Origin of the sequence: Umezawaea tangerina (assembly GCF_003002815.1) — a bacterium.
Lineage (GTDB): Bacteria > Actinomycetota > Actinomycetes > Mycobacteriales > Pseudonocardiaceae > Umezawaea > Umezawaea tangerina.
Window position 1 is genome coordinate 542,416 of the sequence record NZ_PVTF01000002.1, and the last position, 26,581, is coordinate 568,996.

23 protein-coding genes are annotated in these 26,581 nt (G+C 72.0%); 10 read left to right on the forward strand and 13 right to left on the reverse strand.

Translation table 11 applies throughout. The features are described from left to right. Positions 1 to 65: 65 nt before the first annotated feature. Entirely contained in the window at positions 66 to 2,084 is a 2,019-nt protein-coding gene (locus CLV43_RS08440) for a cellulose binding domain-containing protein (RefSeq protein WP_106186488.1), read from the forward strand. A gap of 305 nt (positions 2,085 to 2,389) precedes the next feature. Then, positions 2,390 to 3,280, forward strand: a complete 891-nt coding sequence (locus tag CLV43_RS08445; protein WP_245886218.1) for a carbon-nitrogen hydrolase family protein — start codon at positions 2,390 to 2,392, stop codon at positions 3,278 to 3,280. Between the two features lie 48 nt (positions 3,281 to 3,328). Here CLV43_RS08445 and CLV43_RS08450 read toward each other — a convergent pair whose 3' ends face one another. After that, on the reverse strand, positions 3,329 to 6,460 hold the full coding sequence (locus CLV43_RS08450; protein ID WP_106186490.1) for a DUF4132 domain-containing protein: 3,132 nt from the start codon (positions 6,458 to 6,460) through the stop codon (positions 3,329 to 3,331). A 330-nt stretch (positions 6,461 to 6,790) separates the two neighbouring features. Between CLV43_RS08450 and CLV43_RS08455 the strand changes: the two genes are divergently transcribed. After that, positions 6,791 to 7,414 carry a DUF4760 domain-containing protein gene (locus tag CLV43_RS08455; protein ID WP_146174691.1) on the forward strand — a complete coding sequence of 208 codons (624 nt, stop codon included), beginning with the start codon at positions 6,791 to 6,793 and terminating at the stop codon, positions 7,412 to 7,414. A gap of 113 nt (positions 7,415 to 7,527) precedes the next feature. Here CLV43_RS08455 and CLV43_RS08460 read toward each other — a convergent pair whose 3' ends face one another. After that, the gene (locus CLV43_RS08460; RefSeq protein ID WP_106186492.1) at positions 7,528 to 8,145 is read right to left on the reverse strand and encodes a YdeI/OmpD-associated family protein; all 618 of its coding nucleotides are present in this window, start codon (positions 8,143 to 8,145) and stop codon (positions 7,528 to 7,530) included. 337 nt (positions 8,146 to 8,482) lie between these two features. Here CLV43_RS08460 and CLV43_RS08465 point away from each other — a divergent pair, with 337 nt between their 5' ends. Both CLV43_RS08465 and CLV43_RS08470 read left to right on the forward strand, forming a co-directional pair. Beyond that, positions 8,483 to 9,196, forward strand: a complete 714-nt coding sequence (locus CLV43_RS08465; RefSeq protein ID WP_106186826.1) for an NPP1 family protein — start codon at positions 8,483 to 8,485, stop codon at positions 9,194 to 9,196. A gap of 218 nt (positions 9,197 to 9,414) precedes the next feature. Beyond that, complete coding sequence (locus CLV43_RS08470) at positions 9,415 to 10,278, forward strand: SGNH/GDSL hydrolase family protein (RefSeq protein ID WP_106186493.1); 864 nt, start codon at positions 9,415 to 9,417, stop codon at positions 10,276 to 10,278. Here the strand turns inward: CLV43_RS08470 and CLV43_RS08475 are convergent. From CLV43_RS08475 to hsaA, 3 genes are all read right to left on the reverse strand, one after another. Beyond that, positions 10,262 to 11,098 carry an IclR family transcriptional regulator gene (locus tag CLV43_RS08475; protein WP_106186494.1) on the reverse strand — a complete coding sequence of 279 codons (837 nt, stop codon included), beginning with the start codon at positions 11,096 to 11,098 and terminating at the stop codon, positions 10,262 to 10,264. The genes CLV43_RS08470 and CLV43_RS08475 overlap by 17 nt on opposite strands. A gap of 553 nt (positions 11,099 to 11,651) precedes the next feature. Continuing rightward, positions 11,652 to 12,170, reverse strand: a complete 519-nt coding sequence (locus CLV43_RS08480) for a flavin reductase family protein (RefSeq protein WP_106186495.1) — start codon at positions 12,168 to 12,170, stop codon at positions 11,652 to 11,654. A gap of 40 nt (positions 12,171 to 12,210) precedes the next feature. Continuing rightward, entirely contained in the window at positions 12,211 to 13,380 is a 1,170-nt protein-coding gene (gene hsaA, locus CLV43_RS08485) for a 3-hydroxy-9,10-secoandrosta-1,3,5(10)-triene-9,17-dione monooxygenase oxygenase subunit (protein WP_106186496.1), read from the reverse strand. 220 nt (positions 13,381 to 13,600) lie between these two features. On the opposite strand from hsaA, the gene CLV43_RS08490 reads away from it, so the two are divergent. Further along, positions 13,601 to 14,620, forward strand: coding sequence for an LLM class flavin-dependent oxidoreductase (locus tag CLV43_RS08490; protein WP_106186497.1), 1,020 nt, complete (start codon positions 13,601 to 13,603; stop codon positions 14,618 to 14,620). 138 nt (positions 14,621 to 14,758) lie between these two features. Then, positions 14,759 to 16,276 carry a family 43 glycosylhydrolase gene (locus CLV43_RS08495; protein WP_106186498.1) on the forward strand — a complete coding sequence of 506 codons (1,518 nt, stop codon included), beginning with the start codon at positions 14,759 to 14,761 and terminating at the stop codon, positions 16,274 to 16,276. A gap of 22 nt (positions 16,277 to 16,298) precedes the next feature. On the opposite strand, the gene CLV43_RS08500 is transcribed toward CLV43_RS08495, so the two are convergent. Beyond that, positions 16,299 to 17,459, reverse strand: coding sequence for a PucR family transcriptional regulator (locus tag CLV43_RS08500; RefSeq protein ID WP_106186499.1), 1,161 nt, complete (start codon positions 17,457 to 17,459; stop codon positions 16,299 to 16,301). Between the two features lie 188 nt (positions 17,460 to 17,647). Here CLV43_RS08500 and CLV43_RS08505 point away from each other — a divergent pair, with 188 nt between their 5' ends. Next, positions 17,648 to 18,502, forward strand: a complete 855-nt coding sequence (locus tag CLV43_RS08505; RefSeq protein WP_106186500.1) for an alpha/beta hydrolase — start codon at positions 17,648 to 17,650, stop codon at positions 18,500 to 18,502. A gap of 6 nt (positions 18,503 to 18,508) precedes the next feature. On the opposite strand, the gene CLV43_RS08510 is transcribed toward CLV43_RS08505, so the two are convergent. The 5 genes from CLV43_RS08510 to CLV43_RS08530 all read right to left on the reverse strand — a co-directional run bounded on the left by CLV43_RS08510 (position 18,509) and on the right by CLV43_RS08530 (position 23,546). Then, positions 18,509 to 18,922: a hypothetical protein gene (locus tag CLV43_RS08510; protein WP_170155750.1), complete on the reverse strand. Its 414-nt coding sequence runs from the start codon at positions 18,920 to 18,922 to the stop codon at positions 18,509 to 18,511. Between the two features lie 194 nt (positions 18,923 to 19,116). Beyond that, positions 19,117 to 19,941, reverse strand: coding sequence for an ANTAR domain-containing protein (locus tag CLV43_RS08515; protein WP_106186502.1), 825 nt, complete (start codon positions 19,939 to 19,941; stop codon positions 19,117 to 19,119). A gap of 79 nt (positions 19,942 to 20,020) precedes the next feature. After that, positions 20,021 to 22,123, reverse strand: a complete 2,103-nt coding sequence (locus tag CLV43_RS08520; RefSeq protein ID WP_106186503.1) for a phage holin family protein — start codon at positions 22,121 to 22,123, stop codon at positions 20,021 to 20,023. Continuing rightward, positions 22,120 to 22,737: a DedA family protein gene (locus CLV43_RS08525; RefSeq protein ID WP_342749756.1), complete on the reverse strand. Its 618-nt coding sequence runs from the start codon at positions 22,735 to 22,737 to the stop codon at positions 22,120 to 22,122. The genes CLV43_RS08520 and CLV43_RS08525 overlap by 4 nt, the downstream gene beginning before the upstream one ends. Further along, a complete protein-coding gene (locus tag CLV43_RS08530) occupies positions 22,734 to 23,546 on the reverse strand; it encodes an MBL fold metallo-hydrolase (protein ID WP_106186505.1) in 813 nt (270 codons plus the stop codon). The genes CLV43_RS08525 and CLV43_RS08530 overlap by 4 nt, the downstream gene beginning before the upstream one ends. A gap of 146 nt (positions 23,547 to 23,692) precedes the next feature. Here CLV43_RS08530 and CLV43_RS08535 point away from each other — a divergent pair, with 146 nt between their 5' ends. Then, positions 23,693 to 24,103 (forward strand): ATP-binding protein, encoded by a 411-nt coding sequence (locus CLV43_RS08535; RefSeq protein WP_146174692.1) that lies wholly within the window; start codon positions 23,693 to 23,695, stop codon positions 24,101 to 24,103. 314 nt (positions 24,104 to 24,417) lie between these two features. Here CLV43_RS08535 and CLV43_RS08540 read toward each other — a convergent pair whose 3' ends face one another. Next, positions 24,418 to 24,921 (reverse strand): MarR family winged helix-turn-helix transcriptional regulator, encoded by a 504-nt coding sequence (locus CLV43_RS08540; RefSeq protein WP_106186507.1) that lies wholly within the window; start codon positions 24,919 to 24,921, stop codon positions 24,418 to 24,420. Between the two features lie 101 nt (positions 24,922 to 25,022). Here CLV43_RS08540 and CLV43_RS08545 point away from each other — a divergent pair, with 101 nt between their 5' ends. Next, positions 25,023 to 25,928 carry an NADP-dependent oxidoreductase gene (locus CLV43_RS08545; RefSeq protein ID WP_106186508.1) on the forward strand — a complete coding sequence of 302 codons (906 nt, stop codon included), beginning with the start codon at positions 25,023 to 25,025 and terminating at the stop codon, positions 25,926 to 25,928. 43 nt (positions 25,929 to 25,971) lie between these two features. Here CLV43_RS08545 and kdpC read toward each other — a convergent pair whose 3' ends face one another. Next, a complete protein-coding gene (gene kdpC, locus CLV43_RS08550; protein WP_106186509.1) occupies positions 25,972 to 26,580 on the reverse strand; it encodes a K(+)-transporting ATPase subunit C in 609 nt (202 codons plus the stop codon). Position 26,581 lies beyond the last annotated feature (1 nt).

Sequence of the window (26,581 nt, forward strand, 5' to 3'; positions counted from 1 at the left end):
ACCTCGCCGAACCCCAGTCTGGGAGCGCTCCCAGACGCCGCTCCTGTCAACGAGGACATTCGACGATGCGCACACGTCTCGCGGTTCTGCCCGCCCTGGCACTGGTCACGGCGCAACTCCTGGTACCGACGACGGGGGCGAGCGCCGACCCCGGCGTGAGCGTCACCGTCAACGCCCGTGCCGGGCTGGAGACCGTCGGCGACACCGCTGTCGGCGCCAACCACGCCATCTGGGACACGACCCTCGGCACCCCCGAGGTCGCCGACCTGATGAAGGGCGCGGGGGTGCAGGCACTGCGCTACCCCGGCGGCTCCTACTCCGACATCTACCACTGGCGTGACCACACGGCGCCCGGTGGCTACGTCGCCCCGAACACCGACTTCGACCACTTCATGGCGGGCGCCCAGCGCGCCGGGGCCAAGCCGATCGTCACCGCCAACTACGGCACCGGCACACCGCAGGAGGCCGCCGACTGGGTCCGCTACGCCAACGTCGAGAAGCACTACGGCGTGAAGTACTGGGAGATCGGCAACGAGATCTACGGCAACGGCCACTACGGCTCGTCCTGGGAAGCCGACAACCACCCCGAGAAGACCCCGGCCGAGTACGCGACCCTCGTCAAGCAGTACGCAGAGGCGATGAAGGCCGTGGACCCGACGATCAGGATCGGCGCGGTGCTGACCACGCCGGGCGACTGGCCGGACGGGATCACGGCGAGCGGTGACGCGGGCTCGTGGAACCAGGTCGTGCTGTCGATCGCGGGCCCGGTCGTCGACTTCGGGATCCTGCACTGGTACCCGACCGGGTCGACCGGTCCCGAGTCGCTGTCCAAGACCGACCGGGTCGCCGACTTCGTGCGGCTGGCCCGCGAGCAGGCGGCCCGGTACGCGCACAAGGACCTGCCCCTCTCGCTGACCGAGGTCAACACCTCCTACGGGATGAACACCCAGCCGGGCGCGCTGTTCGCGGCGGACGCCTACGCGACCCTGCTGGAGAACGGCGTGTTCACCGTCGACTGGTGGAACGTCCACAACGGACCGACCAGCTTCTCCACCGTCGCGGGGCAGCCCGACTACGCCGACTTCGGCCTGCTGTCGAGCGCGCAGTGCCTGGCCGACGGGACGACCTGCGAACCCCCGCTCAACACCCCGTTCGCGCCGTACCACGCGCTGACGATGACGTCGAGGTTCGCCGGACCCGGCGACCAGTTCGTCCACGCCTCCGCGTCCGACCCGCTGGTCAAGGTGCACGCCACCCGCAAGCGCGACGGCGGGCTTGCGGTCCTGCTGCTCAACCAGGATCCCGACGCCGCGAAGACGGTCGCCCTGGACTACGCGGGCTTCACCCCGGCCGCGGGCGCCCAGGTCCTGAGCTACACCAACGGCGCCACCGCCATCACGACCACCACGGGCGTCAGCGGGTCGGCGACGCTCCCGCCCTACTCGTTGACCACGCTCGTCCTGCGCCCCAAGACCTCCACCGCCCTGCCCGCCACGCCCTCCCGGCCCACGGCGTCCGCGGTCACCGACCGCGAGGCCACGATCTCGTGGACGCCGACCGCCGCGGGGGTGAAGTACGAGGTCCACCGCCAGGTCGGCACCACGACCCAGCAGTGGGGCGAGACCACGGGCTCGTCCTTCACCGTCCACAACCTCACTCCCGGCACGCGGTACACGGTGAACGTGGTAGCCCGCGACAGCGCGGGCCGCGTCTCGTGGTCCTCTCCCCCGGTCGCCTTCACCACCGCCACCCCGGCCACGTCGACCTGCGCGGTGGCGTTCGCGGACACCAACGACTGGGGCAACGGCTACGTGGGCAGCGTCGACATCACCAACACCGGCACCACCCCGGTGGACACGTGGACGCTGGCGTTCGACTGGCCCACCACGTGGCAGCAGGTCAGCAGCGGCTGGAGCGGCACGTGGACCCAGACCGGCACCACCGTGCAGGGCGCGAGCAACAGCGACAACCGGGTCATCGCCCCCGGCGCCACGACGAGCACCGGGTTCGTCGGCGCCTACCAGGGGCCGAACGTGCCGCCGACCTCGTTCCGGCTCAACGGCACCCTCTGCACGACCCGCTGACACCGACGTCCCGCCGTGCGACCGTGTTATCGTCGGTCGCACGGCGGGGCCCACGCCGAACCTCCACCGACCGCCCCCAGCGCGGTCCACCGCGGAGGCAAAGGGACTTCTCGTCTCGGGTCGCTGTCCTGGCCTGTCCGGTCTCGGACGTGGTGGTCGCTGGGGGACGCCGTTCGAGGCGCGGAAGGCCAGAAGTGACGGCGAACAGGAACCTCAAGCGCAGGGTGCGTGCCCGCGCGGCCAGAACCGGCGAGTCCTACACCGCCGCGCTCCGGCACTTCCGACCGACTCCACCAGGAGACGACATGTCGGAGACGAAGACCCTGCGGCTGGCGGTCGCGCAGACCCGCCTGCGCCAGAACCCCGGTGACGGCGACGAGCTGCGCGCGAGCGGCGGTGACGTGCGGGCGCTGCTGCGCGAGGCGCACGACGCGGGCGCGCGGGTCGTGCACTTCCCCGAGGGCGCGATGTGCTCACCCCACAAGCACGTCATGTCCGCCGACGGCCCCGACCGGGTCGGCCCCGCCCGCTGGGACCGGTTCGACTGGGACGTGCACCGGCGGGAGCTGGCCGCCACGGCGGAGCTGGCCGGGGAGCTGGGGCTCTGGGTCGTCCTCGGCGCGGTGCACCGGCTGACGGAGCCGCGACGTCCGCACAACAGCCTGTACGTGATCTCCGACCGCGGCCGGGTGGCCACGCGCTACGACGAGCGGCTGCTGTCGAACACCAAGATCACGCACATGTACACGCCGGGGTCGGCGCCGGTCACGTTCGAGGCCGACGGCATGCGGTTCGGGCTGGCGCTGGGCATGGAGGTCCACTTCCCCGAGGTGTTCCTCGAGTACGAGCGGCTCGACGTCGACTGCGTCCTGTTCTCCACGGCGGGACCGGGCAAGGCGGACGTCGGGGACGTCTTCGCGCTGGAGGCGCGGGCGCACGCGGCGACCAACAGCTTCTGGGTGGGCTACTCCGGGCCCGCGCAGGACTCGGCCAACGCCCCGTCCGGCGTGATCTCCCCGGACGGGCAGTGGGTCGCCCGCGGTCCCCGTGACGGGGAGCGGGCACTCGTGGTCGCGGACCTGCGCAAGGACCCGGACGACCCGGCCCGGCCGTGGCGGCGCACGGCGCGTTCGGGCGTCTACACCCCGCACCTCGCCCACGACGACGCGCGCAGCGGGGACAGGCGCGCGTTCTGACCCGGTCCGCCGGTCCACGGGTGCCCGTGGACCGGCGGTCCGGTCGGGTCAGGACACCAGGTACTCCACGTCGCGGAGGACCTCCGAGGCCGCGATCGGGTCGAGGTCGCCGAAGGTCGACCGGCCGATACCCTGGCCGTGCGCCGTGACCACCCGGACCCTGGTCAGCTGGTCCGACGCGTCGGGGTCGTGGAACGAGTACCCGCGGAACCCGAGCTCGACGACCCGGCCGCCGGGCCAGTCCCGCGCCAGCGAGGTGTGGTCGTCGCTGAACTCCCAACCCCGCGCGGCCAGCACCCACATCTTGCGGCTCTCCACCTTCCCGCCCGCGAACCGGGTCAGCTCGGTCTGGTCCACATCGGACTCGGGCAGGGTGAGCAGTTCGCGGCCCACCTGGGGGAACGGCTGGATGATCTCGTAGTCGGTGAACACCGTCGCCCACTCGTCGCGGTCCGCGGCGAAGTGCCACGGGTGCGCCACCCCGACGGTCGCGGTCGGGGGGATCTCCACGGTCTTGTCGTCGAGGTCGGCGAACGTGCGGTCCTCGGCCGGGCGGAAGGTCGTCACCACGGCGCCGTGCTCGTCGAAGGCGGCCCAGAGCAGCCGGTGCGCCAGCCGCCACACCAGGGGGTGCTCCACGAACAGCCGCCGGAAGTCCGGTTCGCTCCACCGCCGTCCCGCGACCATCGCCACCTCGATGGCGGCGGTCCGCTCCTTGACGACGGTCAGCACCTCCTTCTTCAGCGCCGCGTACCGCTTGACGGCCGCGGCCGCCAGCTCCGCGTCGTCGGTGGCCGCCGGGCGGGGCATCCGGGTGAGCCGCTTGCCGTGCTGGTCGGCCAGGAACGGGGCGAACTGCGGGTCGAAGCCGACGACGACGTGCCGCGGTCCGTAGTCGAGGGTCGTCCGGCCGTCGGCGTCGAGGCCCAGGGTCGGCACGAGCCGGTCGGCCAGCTCCTCCGGGCTCAGCCCGCGGGCGCGCGCGACGTCGGCGAGGCGCTGCTCGGCCAGCCGCCGGAACCCCTTGGTCTTCGCCTTGCGCGCCAACCGGTGCAGCTCCCGCAGCGCCCCTTCGGTCCCGATGGCGGCGAGCACGTCCATCCCCGTTCGCACCCGACCGCTGCTGCCCTTCGCCCACGACGGGAACAGCTCCGCCAGCCCGGCCACGACGCTGTCGTCGCCCAGCAGCGCCAGCGCGACCATGGCCAGCGCGCTCTTCGGCGGGTAGTGCGCCGCCCGCCACTGGCGGAAGACCGCCCAGGCGAACGCGGCGAGGTCGTGCGGCTCGCACAGCGCACGCACCCGCGCGACCGCGGCGTGGGGCTCCGCGACCTTCGACACCGCGAGCAGCACGCACAACGCGCGCACCGCGTCCGGGGACAGCGGTTCGCCGCCGTCCCGCAAGGCCACGGCGGGCAGGGAGGGCAGCACGAGCCAGTCGGGCAGCTCGGGGACCCGCATCGCCTTGCCGCCGCTGCCCCGCGGCGGTCCGGCGAGGACGTCGGGGGTCGCGCCCCCGGCAGCCGCCACGTCGGACGCGGGCGTGATCGCCGCGAGCCTGGCGCGTGCCCGCTCGTCGAGCGCCGGCTCGACCTCCGCGACCGCGTCCGGGTAGGCGAGCACGTGGTTGTGCAGCAGTTCCGCGACCGTTCCCCCGTCGTCCTTGGCGAGCAGCACCCGCAGGGCGCGGGCGGGGTCGCGCTTGGCGGCGGTCAGCAGGGCGGGGCGGACGTGGTCGCGGTCGACCCGGTCCACCAGGAGGGCGAACGCGTCGTCGGCCCGGATCGTGGCCAACGCGCCGATCGCGCGCTTCTCGTCGTCGGCGCAGTCGAGGTGCTTGAGGTAGCCCATCCCGTGGTGGCGGTCCAGCAACCCGGCGAGGCCGGCGCCCGAGCCCGCTCCCCCGGTCGCCACGATCCCCTCAACCCGTTGGCGCACCTCGGCGGGCAGCAGGTCGGCCGCGGCGGCGGGCAGGCGCGGATCGGCCAGCACCTGCCTGGCCAGCAGGTCGGCGTAGATCGCCGGTTCGTCCGGGTTGGACACGTCCCGCCGTTTCCAGTGCTTGTTCTCGTGCGTCGACGGCGGTGCCGACTCCAGCTCGTGCAGGACCCTCAGCGCCCGCACGGGGAAGCGGGTCAGCGCACCGGACTTCAGCAGCATCCCCGGCCTGGCCCGCTCCGCGCCGATGGCCGCCCGGCAGAGCAGTCGGAACGCCTCGTCGGTCGGGGTCGCCGCGAGCAGCCGGGCACCGTCGGGGCCCAGCCTGCTGCCCGACCGCCACTCGTCGCCCAGCTTGAGCAGGTCGCGGTAGAACGGCTCGACCAGGATCGGTGCGGCGGCGGGACCGACACCCTCCAGCACGGTGCCCACGACGTCGGTGCGGTGGTAGCCGAGGAGCCGGTCCCCGACCCGCCGGTGGAGGCGCTCCAGGTGCCGCAGTGTGCTCGCGGCGAGCACGAGCAACCCGCGCAGCGCACGGGTGTCCGGCCTGTCGGCGGCGCAGTCCTCGTCGACCCAGGCCACCTCGGTCGGCACCAGGTAGGAGATGACGATCCGCTGCTCGGGCGAGGTTCGGTACCCGGCCAGTGCCCGGACCGCCTGCTCGTACTCGTCGTCGGTCGCCGCGGCCAGGCGGGTGCGGACGGCGTTGGCGGTGGCGTAGAGGGAGGCCAGGTCCTCCGACAGCCAGGAGATGCTGTAGTCGGGGTGGGCGGGGTCGTGGGTCCAGAACCCGCTGCTCCCCTCCTTGACCAAACCTGCCAGCTCCGCCACCACCCGCGCCGCGAACACCACGCCGTACCGGGCGATCCAGGCGTCCACCGCCGGGAAGGCCACATCACTCCCCGGCCTGGCGTACGCCAAGGTCATCAGCACCCCAACGGCGGCAGCCCTCGGCGTCGGCTCGTCCCCTTCAGAACCCGACCCCAGCCACCCCTCCAGGTACCGCGTGCCCTCCGCGAACAGCTCCGGATCAAGCACCACACCACGCCCCGGCGGCACCGCCGCCGCCCGCACGTCGACCACGTGCTCCGACGTCAACCACTCCCGGAACCGCCCGGCGGCATCCGACGGGACGGGGCGATCAGGTCCGGGCAGCCCACCACGACGCGGATGCAACGTCACCCGCCACACCTCCGGAATCTCGAACCTGTCCTCGTCGGGCAACACCAGCTTGCGCATGCGCGGATCTCCGTTGTCGATCGGGAACGCCCGACGCTAGAGGTGCGGTCCGACAAAACCGGCCCGTCGATCTAGGACGAGGTCGCCGAACGGCAAGAAGTCGCCATCGTCGTGCCGGGGTGGTTGGCGCGGATGCCGAGCGCCGCCAGCTCGACCGTCCACGCCGGGAGGAACCACGCGCCCGTTCGGCGTCGTCAACAGGGTCACTCACCATCACCGCTACCTCCGGGCAGGCGAAAGGCCGGAGGCAACGAGGTGACGAAACCCGTGAGCTCCAATGCATGCAGGACGATGTCAGGATCTTGAGTCGCGCACGCCTGGGAGAGTCCCGTGGGAGCCGGAAACCTGACCACCATCCTCAACCTGATCGCGGTATCCATATCCGTTGGATCACTGCTCGCAACAGTTCTCCTCACGTTGAGCCAAGTACGAACCCTACGGGCGGCGAACAACTCGACGGCGGTCGTCGACATGATGCTCAAGCACCTGTCGGACACCGGATACCAAGACAGCGAGCACTACGTCGTCCACCAGTTGAACAGCCGCGACAGCCCGGAAGTCGGCACCTTCTTGCTCCCACCCGAGTCCAGGCGCCACGTGATAGCAGTGTGCGAGTTCTTCGAGTCACTCGGTTTCCTGATATTGATCAAAGCCGTGGACGATACGGCAGTGACCGCCTTTTACAACTACCGGACACGACGCGCATGGGTTGCCCTGAGGCCGTACATCGAGGCCGAACGCAAGATTCGAGGCGAGCGCACTTACATGCAGTGCTTCGAGCACGCCGTCGAACTGGCCCGGAGAACACCTTGTCCCAGAGCGTTGAAGGAGCTGAAGATCGCGACACTTCCGCCGCACGTGAACACACCGGCTCACCTAGGCGTTTCTACCGCGGCGCACCCGCCGTCCGGGTCGGTCGACCCCCTGCGCATGTCCGGCACAGCCCACCCGTAGCACTCACACCCGCATCGCCCCGGTAACCGCCCCCACCGGAAGGTCAGCACCCGGCCCCGCCAGCACTTGGCGTAGCCGGGTATGCCGAACAAGACCCGGAACCTCGGCCCACCTCACTGACAAGTCGCGGCAGAGGCGCCACCCGCGATGTCGCGCAGACGCACACCGGGGTGGTTGGCGCGGATGCCGAGCGCGGCCAGTTCGACCGTCCGGTCGATCCGGCGGCGCCGCGTCTCCGGCTTCTTGGCGGTGGCCACCCACTGCAGGATCAGGCGCTTGGACGACGGTGGGAAGGCGTGGAAGTTGGTGGTGGCGGTGGTGTTCCGGGCGAGCTGTTCCTGGAGGTCGGTGGGGACGGTGGTGTCGTCGTCGGGGAGGACCTGCCAGGTGCCGGTGGACTTGGCCAGGTCGACCAGGGCGCGGCCGTGGGTGGTCATGAGGCCGAGGGATTCCATGCGGGTGGCGCGTTCGCGGTTGACGGCGCTCCAGGTGCCGCGCGGGCTGCGCGGGGTGAAGCGGAGCAGGGAGCTGTCGTCGTCGTGCTTGCGGGCGTGGCTGTCGATCCAGCCGAAGCACAGGGCGTGCTCGATCGCCTCGGCGTAGCGGGGGCCGGTCTTCGTGCTCGTCTTGTGCGGGATGACCAGCCACACCTCGCGGTCGGAGTCGTGGTGGGCCGACAGCCACCGGCGCCAGTCGGAGGTGGAGGTCACGAGGAGGGGGTTCGTCGTCATGGCACCAGCGTGACCGGTGAAGTGCTCACCTGATGAGCACTTTTCCGATGAGAACGTTGATCCGCCGGGGTGCGCGCGTTCACGGGGAGGCCGTCGGGCCGTCACCTGCGTTTGATCTCATTTTCGCGACACTTCTTCATGTTTGTTCCGGTGACGGGCCTCACATTGGTACTGAGGTGTCCACAGCCCACCGACGCCGCCCGGTGACCGCGCGAGAGATCCCCGAGGAGAGCACGTGCACGCAGTGACAACCAGGGCACGGGTGGAGCGCACGCCCTCCGCCGCAGGGCGCGGGCGGTTCGGCAAGGTGGCGGCCGTGATCGGCACGACGGTCGCGATGATGGCGGCGATCCCCGGCATCGCGCTGGCCGACCCGCCGCAGGCGCTGGACTGGAGCGCACCGTGGGAGGACCGGACCTTCGAGCCCGCCTTCGACTACGACGGCGACGGCTGCTACCCCACCCCGGCCATCGGCCGCGACGGGACGATCGCGCCGGGGCTGAAGACGACCGGGGCGGTCAACGGCAGCTGCCACGACTCGTGGGACCTGGACAACACCAACGCGTACTCGCGGGTGAAGTGCAACAACGGGTGGTGCGGCTACCTCTACGGGCTGTACTTCGAGAAGGACCAGGCGGTGGCGGGGTCCGGGCTCGGCGGGCACCGGCACGACTGGGAGCACGTGGTGGTGTGGGTGCAGAACGGCACCGCGCAGTACGTGTCGACCTCCGCGCACGGCAAGTACAACACCTACTCGCGCTCCCAGGTCGCCTGGGACGAGACGGGGACGCACCCCAAGGTCATCTACCACAAGGACGGGGCGTCGACGCACTGCTTCCGGCTCGCGAGCTTCACCGAGCAGCCGGAGAACCACAAGGGCACGTGGCAGTTCCCGCCGCTGGTGGGCTGGGACAACTACCCGGCGGGCCTGCGCGACAAGCTCACGTCGGCCGACTTCGGCTCCGCCCAGCTCGACCTGCGCGAGGGCTCGTTCAAGGGGGCGCTCGCGAAGGCGAAGCCCGCCGCGATCCCGTTCGACCCGAACGCATGACCCCCTGACGGACCAGGGGCACCCGCGCCGGTGCCCGTGGCCCGCTGGTGCGGTGGCGGCGCGCGAACCGCCACCGCACCGGCACACCCTTGATCCACCTCGACGGCCGTGCCACTGTTGCCAACAGGAATCAACGGAACCGCGTAAGAGCGAACAGATCTGCCGTTGACTCCTGTTGAGCCGCCGCCGCCAACCGGTCGCTCGAACGGAGTGTGGACATGGGTGTCCTGCCAACAGGTCGTCGCTGGGGTGTCGCGGTGGCCGCGGCCGCGCTGGTGCTCTCGGCCCAGCCCGCCCACGCGGCGGAGGCCTCGATCCCCGCCGGGCTCAAGTACGTGGCGCTGGGCAGCTCGTTCGCCGCCGGACCCGGCATCCCGTCACCCCAGCCCGGCACACCGGCCGCCTGCGGCCGGTCGACGAACAACTACGCGAGCCTGGTCGCCCGCGAGCACGCGATGGAGCTGACCGACGTCACCTGCGGCGGCGCCACCACCGCCGACGTCCTGACCAACCGGCAGAACGGGCTGCCGCCGCAGGTCGAGGCGGTCACCGCCGACGCCGACCTGGTCTCCGTCACGATCGGCGGCAACGACGTGAACTACCTGGGCAGCATCGGCGCCCTGTCCTGCCGCCACGGCGCCACACCGGAGAACTGCGGCACCGTGGACCGCGACGACATCGACCGCAAGCTCGACGTCGTCGGCGAGCGGATCAAGAACGTCGTGAATGCCGTCCACGACCGGGCGCCGGACGCCCGCGTGCTGGTGGTGGACTACCTCACCATCGTCCCCGGCACGGGCGACGCGTGCACCGGCGTCCCGCTCGACGCCGACGACCTGGCGTTCGAACGCGGTCTGGCGAGCAGGCTCGCCGCCGCCACCCGGCAGGCCGCCGCCCAGACCGGGGCGACGCTGGTCGACGCCGCCGCGGCCGGCGCCTGGCACCACGCGTGCGCCGACCGGCCGTGGATCGAGAAGTACGCGCCCACGGGCCGGGTGGGCTACCACCCGAACGAAGCCGGGATGGCCGCTGTGGCCCGCCTGATCGGGCGGGCCCTGTGCGCGTTCAGCCCCACTCGCTGAACCGCAACCAGGAGCGGAGGCTCTCGGAGTCGTCGGCCGCGACGGGTTCCGCCGGGGTCGACTCGACCCGGCGGCCCGCGCCGAACATCGACGCCCACACCCGCCGGGTGCACGCGGTGACCCGCGGCGCCAAGCGGCTCAGGTCGGCGTACCCGGCCAACCGCGAGACCGAGATCGCCGCCAACGCCCGACCACCGCCGCGCAGCGGTGCCGCCACGCACGTCACGTCGTGGAAGCACTCACCGCGGTCGAAGGCGACACCCGCGTCCCGCACGGACGCCAGCTCGGTCCGCAACGAGTCGACGCGGGTGATGGTGCGGCGGGTCCGGGCCGCGTGTTCACCCGCGACGTGCGGCTCGACACCAGCGCCGCCGAACCCGAGCAGCACCTTGCCCGACGCCGTGCAGTGCGCGGGCAGCCTGCCACCGACCTGGAACGGCGGGATGGACTCGCGCGGGTCGCCGATCTGCTCCAGGCACACGACTTCCGGGCCGTCGAGCACGAACAGGTGGACCCAGTGACCGGTCTCCTGGTGCAGCGCGATCATCTGCGGGAGGGCGGCGCGGCGCAGGCGGTTGTGGTGGGAGGCGAAAGCACCCAGTTCGAGGAGGCGCAGGCCCAGGCGGTACTTGCGGCCCTCGCGCTCGAGCCAGCCGACGCCGACGAGCTGGTCCATGAGGCGGTGGACGGTGGTCTGGGAGAGGCCCGAATGCCGGACGACGTCGGTGAGGGTGAGGGTGGAGCGCTGGCCCTCGAAGGCGTTGAGGATGCGGGTCGCCTTGACCAGGAGTGGTGGAGCGGTTGACGGGTCTTTTGACATGGGCCCTCCCCCGGGAGTTGGCGGGGTGAGGGTATCGGGGGGTGGGGTGCTGGTGTGTGTTGACGTCGGGTCTGGGTGGTCGACAGCGGGTGTTGCTGCGGTGGTTGTCAGGGGGGCGGTGCCGAGGTCGAAGCGGGGTGTCGCTACAGCCGTGGGCGGTGCGGTCGGCTTGACTTGGGGCCCCTTTTTTGGGCTTCGTCGGGCGAAAAAGGGCAGGTGGTAGAGCCTGCCCGCCGACCAATTTTAAGCCCAAAAACCCCAAGTCAAGCCGACCGCACAAGCGGACGAGCATGCTCGCTTCCAGCGTCGTTAAGCGACCGCCGAGCGGACGAGCACCGCTCGCTTCCAGCGTCGCTGGGTAGGGCGGCTTGTCCTTTGTTCTCGCGTCGTTGGGAGATTTGTGTTCGCTGCCAGCGTCGTTGGTCGCTTGTTTCCTTTGTGGGTAAGGACTTTTGCTTGCCCGCTTGGTGGTGCTACGCGGGTATGGGCTTGGGGTGGGTTGGTAGGCCGGATTGTGCGAGGCGGTGGGCGACCTTGTGGGCGGCGACCGCGGTTATGCGGTCGCCCTCGAAGAGCACGTCGCCTTGGCGTAGCCGCCGCGGAAGTACAGCAGTGGTGAGCCGTCCTCGCGGACGGCCAGGTCGAGCACCTCGCCGACGACCACGAGGTGGTCACCGGCCCGGTGCACGGCGTCGATCCGGCAGTCGATCGCGGCCAGCGCGCCGTCGACGCGCACGGTCCCGTGCCCGGTGGCGTGCCAGCCGACCCCGTCGAACTTGGCGGGCCCCGGCCTGCTCAGCGCGACGCAGACGTCCTGCTGGTCCTCGGCGAGGATGCTGACCGAGAACCGGCCGGTGCGCTCGACGCGCGACCAGCTGGTGGAGCCTTCCCCCACGCACACCAGGACCAGCTGCGGGTCCACGGACAGCGAGGAGAACGACTGGCAGGTCAGTCCGGCGGGCAGGCCCGCCTCGTCGAGCGACGCCACGACGGTGAGTCCCGACGCGAACCGGCCCATGGTGGCGCGGAACTCCGACTGGTCGATCCGGCGTGGCCGGGCGAACTGGCGCATCGGTTCCTCCGACTGGGCATCTCGTCTCCTGGGTGGGGGTTCACAGCATGAGGTCCGACACGTCGAAGCCGAACTCGTTGCGCCCGAACAGGACCAGTGCCCGTTCCGGGTCGTTGGCGACGTGGCCGCGGCCGTTGTGCACGTCGCGCCACGCGCGCTGGAGCACGTTGTCGCCGGTGCGCATCGCGCCGCCGCCCGCGCTCTCCACCAGCAGGTCCACCGCGGCGACCGAGCGTTCGGTGGCGAGCACCTGGTCGCGCCGCAGCCGGGTGCGCAGCCCCATCGGCGGGTCCTCGCCGCGCTTGGCGCAGTCGTACAGGTCGGAGATGTTGCGGACGAGCTGCAGCCAGGCCGCGTCGATGTCGCTGGCCGCGCGGCCGACGCGGGCCTGCGTGAACGGGTCCTCGGCCGCCCTGGACATCCCGGCGACCTTGATGCGGTCGCGGGTGGCGTCGAGGTAGCCCTGGTAGGCCGCCTCGGCCATGCCGACGATGGGGGTGGAGATGGTGGAGGTGAACACCGAGCCCATCGGCAGCCGGTAGAGCGGTTCCGGGTTCACGGCGTGACCGGGCCGGATCCGCGACGCGATCTGCTCCGCGCCGATCGTGCGGTGGGCGGGCACGAACGCGTTCTCGACGACCACGTCGTTGCTGCCGGTACCGCGCAGGCCGACGGTGTCCCAGACCCGGTCGACGGCGTAGTCGGTGCGGGGCAGCAGGAAGTGCCGCATCTCCACCGGTTTCCCGTCGTCGTCGCGCACCATCCCGCCGAGCATCACCCAGTCGGCGTGGTCGGAGCCCGAGGAGAACCCCCACCGCCCGTTGAGCCGGTAGCCGCCCTCGACGCGGGCGACCTGACCGACCGGGGCGATCGACGAGCAGATCCGGGCGTCGCGGTCGACGCCCCAGACGTCCTCCTGCGCCCGCGGGTCGTACAGCGACAGCTGCCAGGTGTTGCAGCCGAACACCCCGATCACCCACCCGGTCGAGCCGCAGGCGCGGGCCAGCTCGCGGATGCAGTCGAGGAACACGGCGGGGTCGGCGGCGAGCCCGCCGTGCAGCCGGGGCTGGACGAGCCGGAACAGACCGACGGTCGCCAGCTCCTTGATCGTCGCGTCCGGCACGCGGCACAGGGCCTCGGCCTCGTGGGCGCGGGCGCGCACCGCCGGGGCCAGTGCGCGGACCGCGGCGAGAACGTCCTGCTCGCTCATGTGGGTCCTTCGGGGGTCGGTCCGGTGTGTTCCGGACACCACGAACGCTACGGATTTCGATCACCCTGGGGACGGCTGTTCTCCCGCTCAGCGGAAAACTCGTCAACTTCCGCTGAGCGGGAGGAACGTGGCCGCGGTCACGTGTTCGCGGACTGGGACGGCCGGGCCGCCGGGCCGTCCTGGTGCCACAATCGCAGTCGCGCCGACGTTGGAGGAACCCGTGCCGCTGTCCTCGGAACCGTTGCGGAAGCTGGGCTTCCTCACCATCGGCCTGTTCGACGAGGCCGACCCCCGACGCGGGCACGAGTCCACGTTGGACATCATCGCGCTGGGCGAACAGCTCGGGTTCGACAGCGCGTGGGTGCGCCACCGGCACCTCCAGTACGGCATCTCCTCGCCGGTCGCGGTGCTCGCGGCGGCGTCGCAGCGCACCAGCCGCATCGAGCTGGGGACGGCGGTCATCCCGCTGGGCTGGGAGAACCCGCTGCGGCTCGCCGAGGACCTGGCGACGGTGGACGTCCTGTCCGGCGGGCGGCTCAACCCCGGCGTCAGCGTCGGCCCGCCGATGCGGTACGAGACCGTGAAGGACGCCCTCTACCCGGACACCGCCGACGTCGAGGACTTCGGCTACGACCGGGTGAAGCGGCTGCTGGACTTCGTGCGCGGCGAGCGGGCGGCGGACTCCGCGGGTGTGCAGGGGTTCGAGGTGTTCTCCGACCGGGTCCAGCCGCAGTCCCCCGGACTGGGCAAGCGCCTCTGGTACGGCGGCGCCAGCCTCCGCTCGGCCCGGTGGGCCGGTGAGAACGGGATGAACTTCCTGACCAGCAGCGTGGTGAAGGCCGAGGAGTCGGAGGACTTCGCCGAGATCCAGCTGTCGCACGTCGAGGAGTTCCGCGCGCACCACCCCGACGGCGAGCGCGCCCGCGTGTCGCAGGGCCTCGTGGTCATCCCGACCGACAGCGCCACGGCCGAGCAGCGCGAGAAGTACCTGGCGTACGCGGAGAAGCGCACGCCGCGCACCGCGTCGCCGCAGGGTCCGGCGCGGATGATGTTCGCCCAGGACCTGGTGGGCACGTCCGACGAGATCGCCGAACGCCTCTACGCGCACGCCGGGTTCCGGCAGGTCCACGAGGTGGCGTTCGCGCTGCCGTTCACCTTCGGGCACGACGACTACGTGCAGATCCTCACCGACATCGCCACCAAGCTCGGCCCGGCGCTCGGATGGCGCCCCGTCGGGTGATCCGACGGTTGTCCGGATCGAGCCGAGCTTGCGGTGACCCCTGGACAGTCCCCGCGCGGGCGTGCTCTGATCGACGAGGATTTACAACGTTGCAAATCCTCCGTGACGCGGAGCCCGGCCCCTGCACTGGAGCTGCCCATGTCCTCGAACCGACGTCGGTTCACCCGCAAAGCCCTGCTGTCCACCGTCGCCGCCGCGCTGGTCGTGAGCGCACTCGCGGCTCCCCCGTCCGGCGCGGCGCCCGCGGCGGGCGTGCCCGACTACTCGACCTCGGAGGCGGGCAACCCCTTCGTCGACGGGTGGTACGCCGACCCCGACGTCGCCGTCTACGGCGGCGCGTACTGGGTGTACCCCACCTCGTCGCGGGTCTACGAGGAGCAGACGTACCTGGACGCCTTCTCCTCCACCGACCTCGTCCACTGGACCAAGCACCCGAACGTGCTGACCACCGCGAACGTCTCGTGGGCGCACAAGGCCGTCTGGGCTCCCGCGCCCGTGCAGCGCAACGGCAGGTACTACCTGTACTTCGGCGCCAACGACATCCAGAGCAACTCCGAGACCGGAGGCATCGGCGTCGCGGTCGCCGACCGGCCGGAGGGCCCGTACGTCGACGCGATCGGCAAGCCGCTGATCGGCCAGTTCGTCAACGGCGCGCAGCCCATCGACCAGGACGTGTTCATCGACTCCGACGGGCAGGCCTACATCTACTACGGCGGCTGGGGCCACGCGAACATCGCCAAGCTCAACGCCGACATGACCAGCCTGGGCACGTTCGCCGACGGCAGCACGTTCAGGGAGATCACGCCCGCGAACTACACCGAGGGTCCGCAGATGTTCAAGCGGAACGGCAAGTACTACCTGATGTGGTCCGAGGGCGGCTGGACCGGCCCGAACTACTCGGTGTCCTACGCGATGTCCGACACGGCGACGGGACCGTTCACCAAGGTGGACAAGGTGCTGACCCAGGACTCCGAGGTCGCGGTCGGGTCGGGGCACAACTCCGTGCTCAACATCCCCGGCACGGAGATCTGGTACATCCTCTACCACCGCAGGCCGCTGAGCAAGTCCGGCGCGAACGACCGGCAGCTGGCCTACGACCGGATGTACTTCTCCGCCGACGGCAAGATCCAGCCGGTGACCATGCAGGTCAAGGACGACTTCGGCGACGACAACGCCATCGGCTGGACGACCTACGGCGGCACCTGGACGGCGCGCGCTGGCCAGTACTCCACCACCTCCTCCTTCGGCGGCAAGGCGTTGCTGGACGACAACTTCGCGAACCTGACCTACGACGCCGACGTCACCACGACGTCCGCGGCCGGGGACAGCGGGGTCGTGTTCCGGGCGTCCCAGCCGAACACCGGCGTGGACGGCTACCGGGGCTACTACGCCGGGATCAGCGCGTCGGGCCGGGTCGTCCTCGGCAAGGCCGCGAACAACTGGACGCCGCTGGCCTCGGTGCCCATGACGATCACGCCCGGCACCCGCTACCACCTCCGGGTCGAGGCGGTCGGGTCGTCGATCAAGGTGTTCGTCAACGACCTGGCCGCGCCGAAGATCACCGTCACGGACACCTCGTACACCACCGGTGCCACGGGTGTCCGCGTCTACAACACCGCCGCGGCGTTCGACAACGTCGCGATCGGGCGCAAGTAGCCCGGCCGCGCCCCGGACGGCCTCAGCGCCGTCCGGGGCGCTCGCCGAGGCGGGCGTGCTGGAGCGCCCACCACACCTCCAGGGCCCGGTCGGGGTCGCGCAGGTCGACCTCCGCGAGCTCCTCGTACCGGCGCACCCGGTAGCGCACCGTGTTGTGGTGCACGGACATCTCCCGCGCGGTCACGTCCGCGCGCCTGCCCGAGGACAGGTAGCGCCGGACGGTGTCGAGGATCGACCTCGCTGCCTCGCCGTCCCCCAGCGGCCGCAGGTAGCGGCGGGCGAGCTCGTCGCTCACGTCCACGTCGGCCAGCACGGCGGGCAGCACCCCCAGGCCGCCGAGGTCGTGCACGCCGGTCAGGCCGAACGCCGTGGCGGTGGCCAGTGCGCGGGTGGCCCGGTGGAACGCGGGCGCGAGCCGGTCCAGCCGGGCGGGCGCGCCGACGCCGACCACCGCGCTCGTCGCGTCCGCGGTCATCCGGTCGACGAACCCGGCGACGTCGCCGTCGACCAGCGCCACCATCCCGTGGGCCGGGCCGCCGTGCGCCCGGAACCCCAGCAGCCGCTCGACCACGGTCATCGGCGTCTCCGCCGCCGGGCGCGCGCGGACCGCGTAGTACTCGCGGTCCGGGTCCAACCCGTACCGCGGCGCCTGCTGGCGGATCGCCGTCGCGCCCAGCCCGGCGAGCAGGACGCCGCGCACGAAGTCGGTGCGGCGGTGCTCCTCCTGGCGGGCCAGCTCCATCTCGGCGCGGTGGTGGCCCTGGCTGAACGCGAGGATCGCGGCGTCGGTGGTGGCGAGCAGGTCGCGGGTCAGCTCCAGCAGGGCGCCGTCGGCCATCCGCAGCGCGCGGCCCGCGTCGACCATGTCGTCGAAGAACTCGCGGATGGACAGCCGCCACGCGCGGAGCATGTCCTCGGCCGGGATGCCCTGGCGGGCGCGCACCTCGCCGTAGGAGCTGAACGCCTCCAGCTCGGCGGCGGTGAACGCCCGCCCCTCCTCCAGTGGTTCCAGGATCCACGCCCGGCTGGTGAGTATCGCCGGGAGCAGGTCGTCCGCGCCGCGTTCGCCGTACACCGGGATCTCGGCGCGCAGCCGCGTCAGGATCCGCTCGCCGAACGGGTCGGCGTCGGCGGCCAGCGCGGCGACCAGCCGCCGTCGCCGGGCTCGGCCTCGCGTCGTCATCGCACGACCGTACTTTGGCACGGATGACAAAGCACGACCGGCCGAGTTCGACACCACCACCATGGCGAAGGCCGGTTCCGATCACCATGCTTGTTGTGCCACAAGCGGAAGCGCGTGGCCGGGCCGGCGTACCGCCGTGAGCCCGCTTTGGTCGTCACCACAACATCGTCACCACAACGAGGAGTGCCATGTCCAGCAGCCCGCAGCCACCCGCCGGCGCGGAGGAGCAGGTCGACCGGGCCAACGCGAGCGGCCTGACGCCCGTCGTGTTCATCCACGGCCTCTGGCTGCTGCCGAGCAGCTGGGACCGCTGGGCCGCGGTGTTCGCCGACGCGGGCTACGCCCCGGTCGCGCCCGGCTGGCCGGACGACCCGGACACCGTCGAGGAGGCCAACGCGAACCCGGAGGTGTTCGCGGGCAAGACCGTCGGGCAGGTCGCCGACCACTACACGGCGGTCATCGGGAAGCTGGACCGCAAACCGGCGGTCGTCGGGCACTCGTTCGGCGGTCTGCTCGCGCAGATCGTCGCGGGCCGGGGGCTGTCCGCGGCCACCGTCGCGATCGACGCGGCCCCGTTCCGCGGTGTGCTGCCGCTACCGGTGTCCGCGTTGCGCGCCGCCGCGCCGGTGCTGGGCAACCCGCTCAACCACCACCGGGCCGTGCCGCTGACCTACGACCAGTTCCGGTTCGCGTTCACCAACGCCGTGGACGAGGACGAGGCGCGGGCGCTGTACGAGGAGTTCGCCGTGCCGGCTTCCGGGGCGCCGCTGTTCCAGGCGGCGACCGCGAACCTCAACCCGTGGACCGAGGCGAAGGCCGACTACCGCAACCCCGAGCGCGGACCGATGCTCGTCATGTCGGGCGAGAAGGACAACACCGCTCCCCCGGCGATCACCAACGCGATCTACGAGAAGCAGCGGAAGAACACCGGCCACACCGAGGCGGTCACGATGGCGGGTCGCGGGCACAGCCTGGTCATCGACCACGGCTGGCGCGAGGTCTGCGACGTGTCGCTCGCCTTCGTGCGGCGCTGGGCCCCGTAGGACGGGTCAGAACCGCCAGTGCGGCAGGTCGGGGCCGCCCGCGTCGTGCTCGGCGTCGGTCAGCCGCAGGAGTGCGACGCTGGCCGCGATGAGCGCCGCGCGGGTAGCCCGGACGTCACCCGCGGCGGCCTGGGTGAAGGCCTTGGACAGGTAGCCGATCACGACCACCAGCTGCCCTCCCGGCTCCGCGGCGGTCAGCTCGGCGATCCGGGCGCGGACCGGCGACATGGCCGCGGTGAACCGCATCAGCATCTCGTCCACCGCCGCACCGGCCCCGGCGCCGGACGTCGGGGCGTCGCGCAGGTCGGTGATCGCGGCGGCGACGGCCTGCGCCAACACCGCGATCGGGTCGCGGTCCGGGGCGGACAGGAGCGTGGTCGACGACCGGTGTGGCAAGAGGTCCATCTGTTGGCTGCGCACGGTCGGTGAGTCTAGGTCACTCCACAGTCACCTGTCGCTGTGCATCTGCACGTGCACCCGCATGGCAGCGCTGCACGGTCTGCTCCATACGGAAGCACTACCTCTCGACGATCCGGATGAGCCCGAAAGTGTCCTCAAGGCGGCGCGGGCGCCTCAGTCGATCACCCAGCGTCATCGATCTTCCGGGGAGATCCTCAGGGGAGGTCGACCTCGGTGTGCCGCGACGCCAACGTTCCCGCGAGGTCCGCGAGCTTCACGTTGAGGTTCTGCGAGGTCCGGCGCAGGATGTCGAACGCCTCGTCCGCGGTGATCCCGCGCCGGTGCATCAGGATCCCCTTCGCCTGCCCGATGACGTCCCGCGAGTCGATCGCCTTGCGCAGCTCGGCCGCCTTCAGCTCCGCGTTGGTCAACGCCGTCGTGGCGGTCAGCGCGAGCGTCGCGTGGGTGGCGAGGAGCAGCGCGGTGTCGCGGTCGGCGGAGGTGAAGCCGTGGCGCTCGCGGGAGTAGAGGTTCAACGCGCCCGACAGCTGCGGCGGCTTCACGTTCGGCAGCACCGTCGTCGACAGCAGCGACCCCATGCCCCGCGCCGCCGCCGCGGGCCCGAAGACCGGCCAGTGCGGATCCACCGCGAGGTCGTCGCTGTAGGCCAGCGCGGGCCCCGGCATCCTCGCGGCGTCCACGCACGGCCCCTCGCCGCTGGAGTACTGGACCTGGTCGAGCTCCAACGCCAGCTCGTCGGTCTGCACCGGCGTGTGGAACGCCCCGTCCGGCGCCCGCATCGTCACGCTCGCCACGTCGACCGCCGGGATCACCGCCACCGCCGCCGCCACGACCCGCTCCAGCGCCTCGCCGACCGTCGACGCGTCCAGCAACGACCGCGTCAACGTCGTGAACTGCCGGACCAGCGGACTTCCCGGCGGCGAGTGGTCCTCGCTGGGCGTCGGGTTCTCCACCGCGGCCTCCCGCGCCTCCGCGACGAACCGCTCCTTCGCACCGTCCCAGTCCCGCTCGTCCGCCACGCCGTGTCCTCCGTCCGATCCGGGGAACGATTCAACACGGCCGGCGCAGGCCTGGCGAGCCCGCTGCCGGGACAGCCGGTCACCGGTCCGCCGCCACCCGGCCCTCCGCCTGGGCCGGCGCGGGTTCGGGGTGGCCGAGGTGGGTGAGCCAGGAGCGGATGACGTGGTGCAGGGCCTCGGCGCCGATGATCTCGCCGGTGGGCGGGAGGTCGGCGGGGTGGACGAGGAAGCCGCGGGACTGGCCGCCGCCGAGGCCGCCGTGGGAGCCGACGTGCGGTTCGAACGGGGAGGCGTCGTCGGTGGACGGGGAGTAGCGGCTGTTGATGAGCAGGTCCGGGCAGTGGGCGAAGCCGTCCGTGCGGCGGATGAGGTCGGCGGCGTGGGGGCCGTAGTCGGTGAGCGGGTCGTCGCCGGTGACCGAGCCGGTGGCGAGGCGGTGGACGCCGTCGCGGCCGAGCACGACGGGGCCGGACTCGGAGCTGCGGACGAGGACGAAGCCGACGCCGGGGTGGTCGACGAGGGCGGGCAGGAGGTCGGGGAACTCGCGTTCGACGGTCTCCAGGTCGACCCGGCCCTCGTGCTCGGTGAACGACACCATCGCCACGTGGCCGGACACGACCACGACCACGCCGGGCGCGGCGCGGGCGACGGCGCCGGGTGCGCCCTCGGGGGTGCGGTGCAGGTGGTCGGGTGAGCGGCCGGCGCGGGCGCGCAGGCGGCGGGCGATCGGGCCGCCGCCGGAGGACGCCTCGGCGAGCGCGGGTCCCAGCTGCCACGGGGTGGTGGGCTTGGCGTGCCCGCGCTCCCCCTTGCGCGGTTCGGCGCCGCACAACCGGCCGACCAGCGCCTCGATCGACTCGCCGAACCGGTCGGTGAACGCCCACCCCTGCGTGACGCCGTGGTCGGACAGCACGACGAGCCGGTACGGGCGCGGCGCGAGCCTGCTCGCCCGGTGCAGCCTGCCGATCTGCTGGTCGATCGCCCGGACCACGGCCAGCGCGTCGTACCGCTCGATGCCGGTGTGGTGGGCTACCTCGTCGTAGCCGAGGAAGTCCGCGTACACCACCGGCCGCGCCGCCAGCATGTCGCCGATGATCGCCGACACCACCAGGTCTCGGGTGATCACCGTGGTGGCCGACCGCGCGAACGGGTAGAAGCCGCCGCGCTTCACCCTCGGCCGCACGTCGGCGCGGCGCTGGCGGGCCGACGCGGACACCTCGCGCAGGATGTCGACGACGGCCGCGCCGACCGTCCGCACGAGGTTCACCGGGTTGGCGAAGTAGGTGTAGTACCCGTCGGCGTTGCGGGCCCGGCGCCGGGCGGGGGTGAGCAGCGGGACGGCGCTCATCGTGAGGCTGGTGTGGTCGGCGTCGCCGGTGAACAGGCCGCTGCGCGCGGCGCCACCACCAGCGAGCAGGCCGCGGCCGTCGGAGTGCCGCCGCTCGATCTCCGCGGCGTCGGCCGGGTGCGCGCACGCCATGACGTGGTCGCGGTCCTTCTCGTACCAGCGGAACCCGAGGATGTCCTCGTTGGACCCGTGCAGCAGCCCGCACACGCTCGCACCGGTCTGCGAGCTCCAGTCGCAGTGCCAGTCGGTCAGCACGTGGCTGCCCTCGGCCAGCCAGGCCGCGAACGTGGGCAGGTCGCCGTCGCGGACGGCCCGGCGCACGGTGTCGTAGCCGAGCCCGTCGATCTGCAGCAGCAGCACACCCGGCGGCAGCTCCTCGCCGCCGTCCTCGGCCCGGCGGAACCTGCGGGCGGCGCGGCGGAAGAACAGCTCGTCCTCGTCGATCGACAGCAAGCTGCTGACCAGCGCGCCCACCGCCGACACCGCGACCACCACGAGCACCGCCGTGCGCAGGTTCGCGACCACCACACCGGGCACCACGAACGACAGCGCGAGCAGCCCCGCGCCGAGCAGCAGCAACGAGCCGATGCCGAGCGTGAAGATCGCCACGGGCAGCGCGACCCGCAGCACCAGCGGCCACACCACGGCGCTCAACACGCCGTAGAGCAGGGCGAACACCGTCGGCTGCCACCACAGCGGCAGGGCGAAGTCGGCCAGCCACACGTCGAGCACGTGCAGCTCGACGGCCACCAGCACCCACACCAGCAGCAGCCGGGCGACCAGTCGTCCGCCGCGCAGCAGCCGTCCGGCGCCGGTGTCCTCCACCGCTGTCATGGTGCGTCCTTCTCGACGGAGGCCTTGGCACGACCGCGTTCCCGGTACCGGGCCACCAGCGCGGTCAGCGCCGTGACGACCAGGACGAGGACGGTCGCGATGAGCGTGGCGACGACGGGGTGGTCGAACAGACCGCCGCTGACCACGCCGAGCGCGGAGTAGGCGACCGACCACAGCAGGCAGGCCGCGGCGGCCGCGGGGACCAGCCGCCGCCACGGGTAGCCGAGCGCGCCCGCCGCGAGCAGCACGGGGATGCGGCCCGCCGGAACCATCCGGCCGATCACCACCACCAGCCACCCCTGCCTGGTGAACCGCTCGCGCGCGGCCGCGAGCTTGTCCTCCGACTGCCTGCGGGAGAACCAGCGCAGCAGCGCGGTGCTGCCTCCCCGCGCGGCGGCGAACGTGATGAGGTCGCCGATCAGCGACCCGACCGTCGCCAGCAGCACGACCAGCACCAGGTCCAACCGGTCGGTGCTGACGGCGATCGCCGCGGCGGCGCCGACGACGGCGCCGGTCGGCACGACCGGCACGACGGAGCCGAGCAGCACACCGCCGAAGAGGACCGGGTAGCCGATGGTCGACGGGTTCGCCCAGTCCACTGCCAACGCGCTCATCCTCTGGGGTCCCGGACGGTGTCGGGCAGGGCCACGTCGGAGCCCGGCGGGGTGACGAGCACACGGGTCGGCGAGCCCGCCGCGGCCACGGCGGCGGCGAACTCCTCCGGCGGGTCGACCAGCAGCCGCCGCATCCGCGCACCGGCCTTGCCCGGCGCGCGGGCCAGACCGGCCGGCGCGAGCGTGCCCCAGTGCACCGGCACGGCCACCCGCGGCTTGAGCAGCCCCACCGCGTCGGCCGCGCGCGACGGCGTCAGGTGACCGGGCCCGAGCGTCGGACCCCACCCCCACACCGGCAGCAGCGCGATGTCGACGCCCGCGAGCTCCCCCATGGCGGGGAACAGGTCCGTGTCGCCCGCCGCGTACACGCGGACCCCGGCGCCTTCGACGAGGTGCCCCATCGCCACCGCCTGCGGACCGCGGGTCGACCGCGGGCCCCAGCGGTGACCCGAGTGCGCCGCGGGCACACCCGTGACCCGCAGGTCGCCGTCCACCAGCTCCTCACCCGGCGCCAGCTCGTCCACCCGCCGGAACCCCTTCGACCGCAGCCACTCCCCCGCACCGCGCGGCACCACCACCCGGACGTCCCGGCCCAGCAGGCGCAACGACGGCAGGTGCACGTGGTCGCCGTGCAGGTGCGACAGCAGCACCAGGTCCACGTCCGCCCGGTCCGCCGCCGTGCTCGGCGCCGTCTGCCGGGTCAACGCGGACACCCGGTCGGTGAGCACGGGATCGGTCAGCACGACCCGCCCCGCCAGCTCCAGCCGGGTGGTGGAGTGGCCGATGAACCGCAGACCGAGGGAGGACACGAACGCCAGTATCGCAACCGCCGCCGCGACCGGCCCATGTGGAGGTACGCGGGAGGAACCCGGTCAGGCCAACGGGTGGTTGAACCAGAGGCGAACCTGCGGTGTACTCGGGATGACGTCCACGCACCACCGATTCGAGGCTCCCCGTGACCGGTTTCGTCAACGACTCCAGAACCGGTACACCACTCGGCCGCATGTCGCTGACCGGACGACCGGACCGCCGGGACGTGCGGCGGTGGATCAGGGGAGTGCTGTCCGAGCGGTTCGACGTGCACACGCTCGTGGACGTGCTGCTGGTGGCGGGCGAGCTGATCGGCAACGCCTACGAGCACACGACCCGCCCGGTAGAGCTGCGGATCGCGCACACGGGGTTCGGGGTGTTGCTGGAGGTCGAGGACGCGGACCCGGACCACCCGACCGCGATGGCCGCGTCGGACCTGGTGTGGGGCGGGCGCGGCGTGCAGGTGCTGGTGGAGCTGGCCACGTCGTGGGGTGTGCGGGTGGACGGCGGTGGGAAGACCGTGTGGGCGGTGCTGCCGGTGGTGGGATCTCGGTAAGTACTGGCCCCGGATTCACGGGGGTATTGCTGCGGCTGAGGTCAAAGCGGGGTGTTGCTGCGGCTGAGGTCAAAGCGGAGTGTCGCTACAGCTGTCTCCGGGTGCGGCCGACTTGACTTGGGGCCCCTTTTTTGGGCTTCGTCGGGCGAAAAAGGGCAGGTGGTAGAGCCTGCCCGCCGACGCAAGTTTAAGCCCAAAAACCCCAAGTCAAGTCGGCCGCACGGCGGACGAGCGAGCTCGGTGCCGTTGTGGTCGCACCTGGCTGGGTCCGCTGTAGCGATACCCGTGTCGAGGACCAGCCGACCAGACCCGACCTACCCCTCCGAGGAAGCAGCCCGGTTCGCGGGGGTGCAGCAGGGTTTCAAGGGGGTCAGGATGCCGGTCATGATCGTTTCCAGCTGGGTCAGCTGGGTGGGGTCAAGGCGGTCGAAGACGAGGGCGCGCAGGGCGGTCGTGTAGTGCGGTTGGCAGACGGCGACCTTGGCCCAGCCGCTGTCGGTCAGGTAGGCGATGGTCTGGCGGCCGTCCGCGCTGTCCGGTCTCCGGCCGATCCACCCGCGCTTCTCCATGCGGGTGGCGATGCGGGAGAGGTGGGAGGCGGTGACGCTGGCGGTGTCGGCCAGGTCGCCCATGCGACGGGTGCCGCCGTCGCTGACCGAGAGCCACCAGAGGACCTGGTACTCGCTGTGGCTGAGGCCGGTCTCGCGTTGCATGTGGGTGTCGAGGGCGGCGGGGAGCCAGATGACGGTGCCGAGCAACGACGTCCAAGCGCTCAACTCGGCGGGGTTGAGCGCTTCCGGGGGCGTCTGGCTGGTCATCGGGGCGAACCTACCACGGCGTCGTTTGACGCGGAAAGGAGTTTGACCTTAGGTTACTTTCTGCGGAAACCAACCGAGACTTGCACCAGAGGAGAACACCCATGCGCGCAGCACGCTTCCACGACTACGGCACCGCGGACGTCCTGGTCGTCGAGGACGCCCCGGAACCGCACGCGGGGCCGGGTGAGGTTCGTGTCCGCACGGCGGTGGCCAGCGTCAACCCGATCGACTGGAAGGTCCGCTCCGGTGCCGCCAAGGGCATGCTGGAGGTCGAGTTCCCGGCGATTCCGGGGCGGGACGCCGCTGGGGTCGTCGACGAGGTCGGCGAGGGCGTGACCGGGGTCTCCGCTGGTGACGAGGTGTTCGGGCTGGGCGGGGTGTTCGGCGGGAGCGCGGAGTTCACCGTGCTGTCGGCGTGGGCGCCGGTGCCCGCCGGGTGGAGCATGGCGCAGGCGGGTGCGGCGGCGCTGGTCTACGTGACCGCCGCCCGCGGGCTCAACGCGCTGGGTGAGCTGAGCGGGAAGACGGTGCTGGTCGAGGGTGCGGCGGGCGGCGTGGGCAGTGCCGCGGTGGCGATCGCGGTGGCCCGCGGGGCGACGGTGATCGGGACCGCGAGCGAGCCGAAGCACGGCTTCCTGACCAAGCTGGGCGCACTGCCGACCACGTACGGTGACGGTCTGGCGGAGCGCGTGGCGGCGCTCGCACCCGGCGGGGTGGACGTGGTGCTGGACGCGGCCGCGTCCGGGTCGCTCGCCGACCTGGTGGCGATCGCGGGCAGCGCCGACCGGGTCGTCACGGTCGCCGACTTCGTCAACTCCTCGGCGCTGGGCGTGCGGCTCGTCAACGCAGAGAACGACTCCGCCATCCTGGTCGAGGCCGCCGAGCTGGGCGCGCGCGGTGCCTACACCCCGCACATCGCCGAGGAGTTCCCGCTCGACCGCATCGCCGAGGCGCACGCGCTGGCCGAGCAGGCGCGCACCCAGGGCAAGATCGTCGTCAAGATCTGAGGCGGGACCCCGGCCCGCGGTCCCGCCGCGGGCCGGGAGGACGTCAGCCCGCCGCTTGGACGGCGAGGTTCAGCTCCAGGACGTCCACCGCCGGGTCGCCGAGGACGCCGAGGCCCCGGCCGGTGGTGTGCTCGGCGACCAGTGCGCGGACCCGGTCGACCGGCAGGCCGGTCACCCGTGCGACGCGGGCCACCTGCAGCTCGGCGTAGGCCGGGCTGATCTGCGGGTCGAGGCCGGAGGCCGACGCGGTGACCGCGTCCGAGGGCACCTGGTCGGGCGCGACGCCCTCGCGCCGGGCGACCAGGGTCCGGCGTTCGGCGACCACGGCGTCGTAGTCGGAGTTCACCGCGGACTTGTTGCTGCCCAACGAGGACGACGGGTCGCCGGGGCCCAGGGGGTCCTTCGCCAGCGCGGAGGGCCGGTTGTGGAACCACGGGTCGTTGGCCGGGTCGGCCGCGACCGGGTCGACGCCGATCAGCGACGAGCCCACGGCCTGGCCGTTCCGGGTGATGACGGAACCTTCGGCGTTGGCCTCGAGGCCGGGGATCCGACCGACGCCCCACACCGCGAGCGGGTAGAGGACACCGGTGACCACGGTGAGGACCAGCAGGACGCGCAGACCGGCGAGGGACTGCTTGACGAGGTTGTTCACG

What these genes read in the sequence shown, in the direction of transcription:
- CLV43_RS08440 (WP_106186488.1), top strand. Translation starts at nt 66, where the DNA reads ATGCGCACACGTCTCGCGGTTCTGCCCGCCCTGGCACTGGTCACGGCG.
- CLV43_RS08445 (WP_245886218.1), top strand. Translation starts at nt 2,390, where the DNA reads ATGTCGGAGACGAAGACCCTGCGGCTGGCGGTCGCGCAGACCCGCCTG.
- CLV43_RS08450 (WP_106186490.1), bottom strand. Translation starts at nt 6,460, where the DNA reads ATGCGCAAGCTGGTGTTGCCCGACGAGGACAGGTTCGAGATTCCGGAG.
- CLV43_RS08460 (WP_106186492.1), bottom strand. Translation starts at nt 8,145, where the DNA reads ATGACGACGAACCCCCTCCTCGTGACCTCCACCTCCGACTGGCGCCGG.
- CLV43_RS08465 (WP_106186826.1), top strand. Translation starts at nt 8,483, where the DNA reads ATGATGGCGGCGATCCCCGGCATCGCGCTGGCCGACCCGCCGCAGGCG.
- CLV43_RS08470 (WP_106186493.1), top strand. Translation starts at nt 9,415, where the DNA reads ATGGGTGTCCTGCCAACAGGTCGTCGCTGGGGTGTCGCGGTGGCCGCG.
- CLV43_RS08475 (WP_106186494.1), bottom strand. Translation starts at nt 11,098, where the DNA reads ATGTCAAAAGACCCGTCAACCGCTCCACCACTCCTGGTCAAGGCGACC.
- CLV43_RS08480 (WP_106186495.1), bottom strand. Translation starts at nt 12,170, where the DNA reads ATGCGCCAGTTCGCCCGGCCACGCCGGATCGACCAGTCGGAGTTCCGC.
- hsaA (WP_106186496.1), bottom strand. Translation starts at nt 13,380, where the DNA reads ATGAGCGAGCAGGACGTTCTCGCCGCGGTCCGCGCACTGGCCCCGGCG.
- CLV43_RS08495 (WP_106186498.1), top strand. Translation starts at nt 14,759, where the DNA reads ATGTCCTCGAACCGACGTCGGTTCACCCGCAAAGCCCTGCTGTCCACC.
- CLV43_RS08500 (WP_106186499.1), bottom strand. Translation starts at nt 17,459, where the DNA reads ATGACGACGCGAGGCCGAGCCCGGCGACGGCGGCTGGTCGCCGCGCTG.
- CLV43_RS08505 (WP_106186500.1), top strand. Translation starts at nt 17,648, where the DNA reads ATGTCCAGCAGCCCGCAGCCACCCGCCGGCGCGGAGGAGCAGGTCGAC.
- CLV43_RS08520 (WP_106186503.1), bottom strand. Translation starts at nt 22,123, where the DNA reads ATGACAGCGGTGGAGGACACCGGCGCCGGACGGCTGCTGCGCGGCGGA.
- CLV43_RS08525 (WP_342749756.1), bottom strand. Translation starts at nt 22,737, where the DNA reads ATGAGCGCGTTGGCAGTGGACTGGGCGAACCCGTCGACCATCGGCTAC.
- CLV43_RS08540 (WP_106186507.1), bottom strand. Translation starts at nt 24,921, where the DNA reads ATGACCAGCCAGACGCCCCCGGAAGCGCTCAACCCCGCCGAGTTGAGC.
- CLV43_RS08545 (WP_106186508.1), top strand. Translation starts at nt 25,023, where the DNA reads ATGCGCGCAGCACGCTTCCACGACTACGGCACCGCGGACGTCCTGGTC.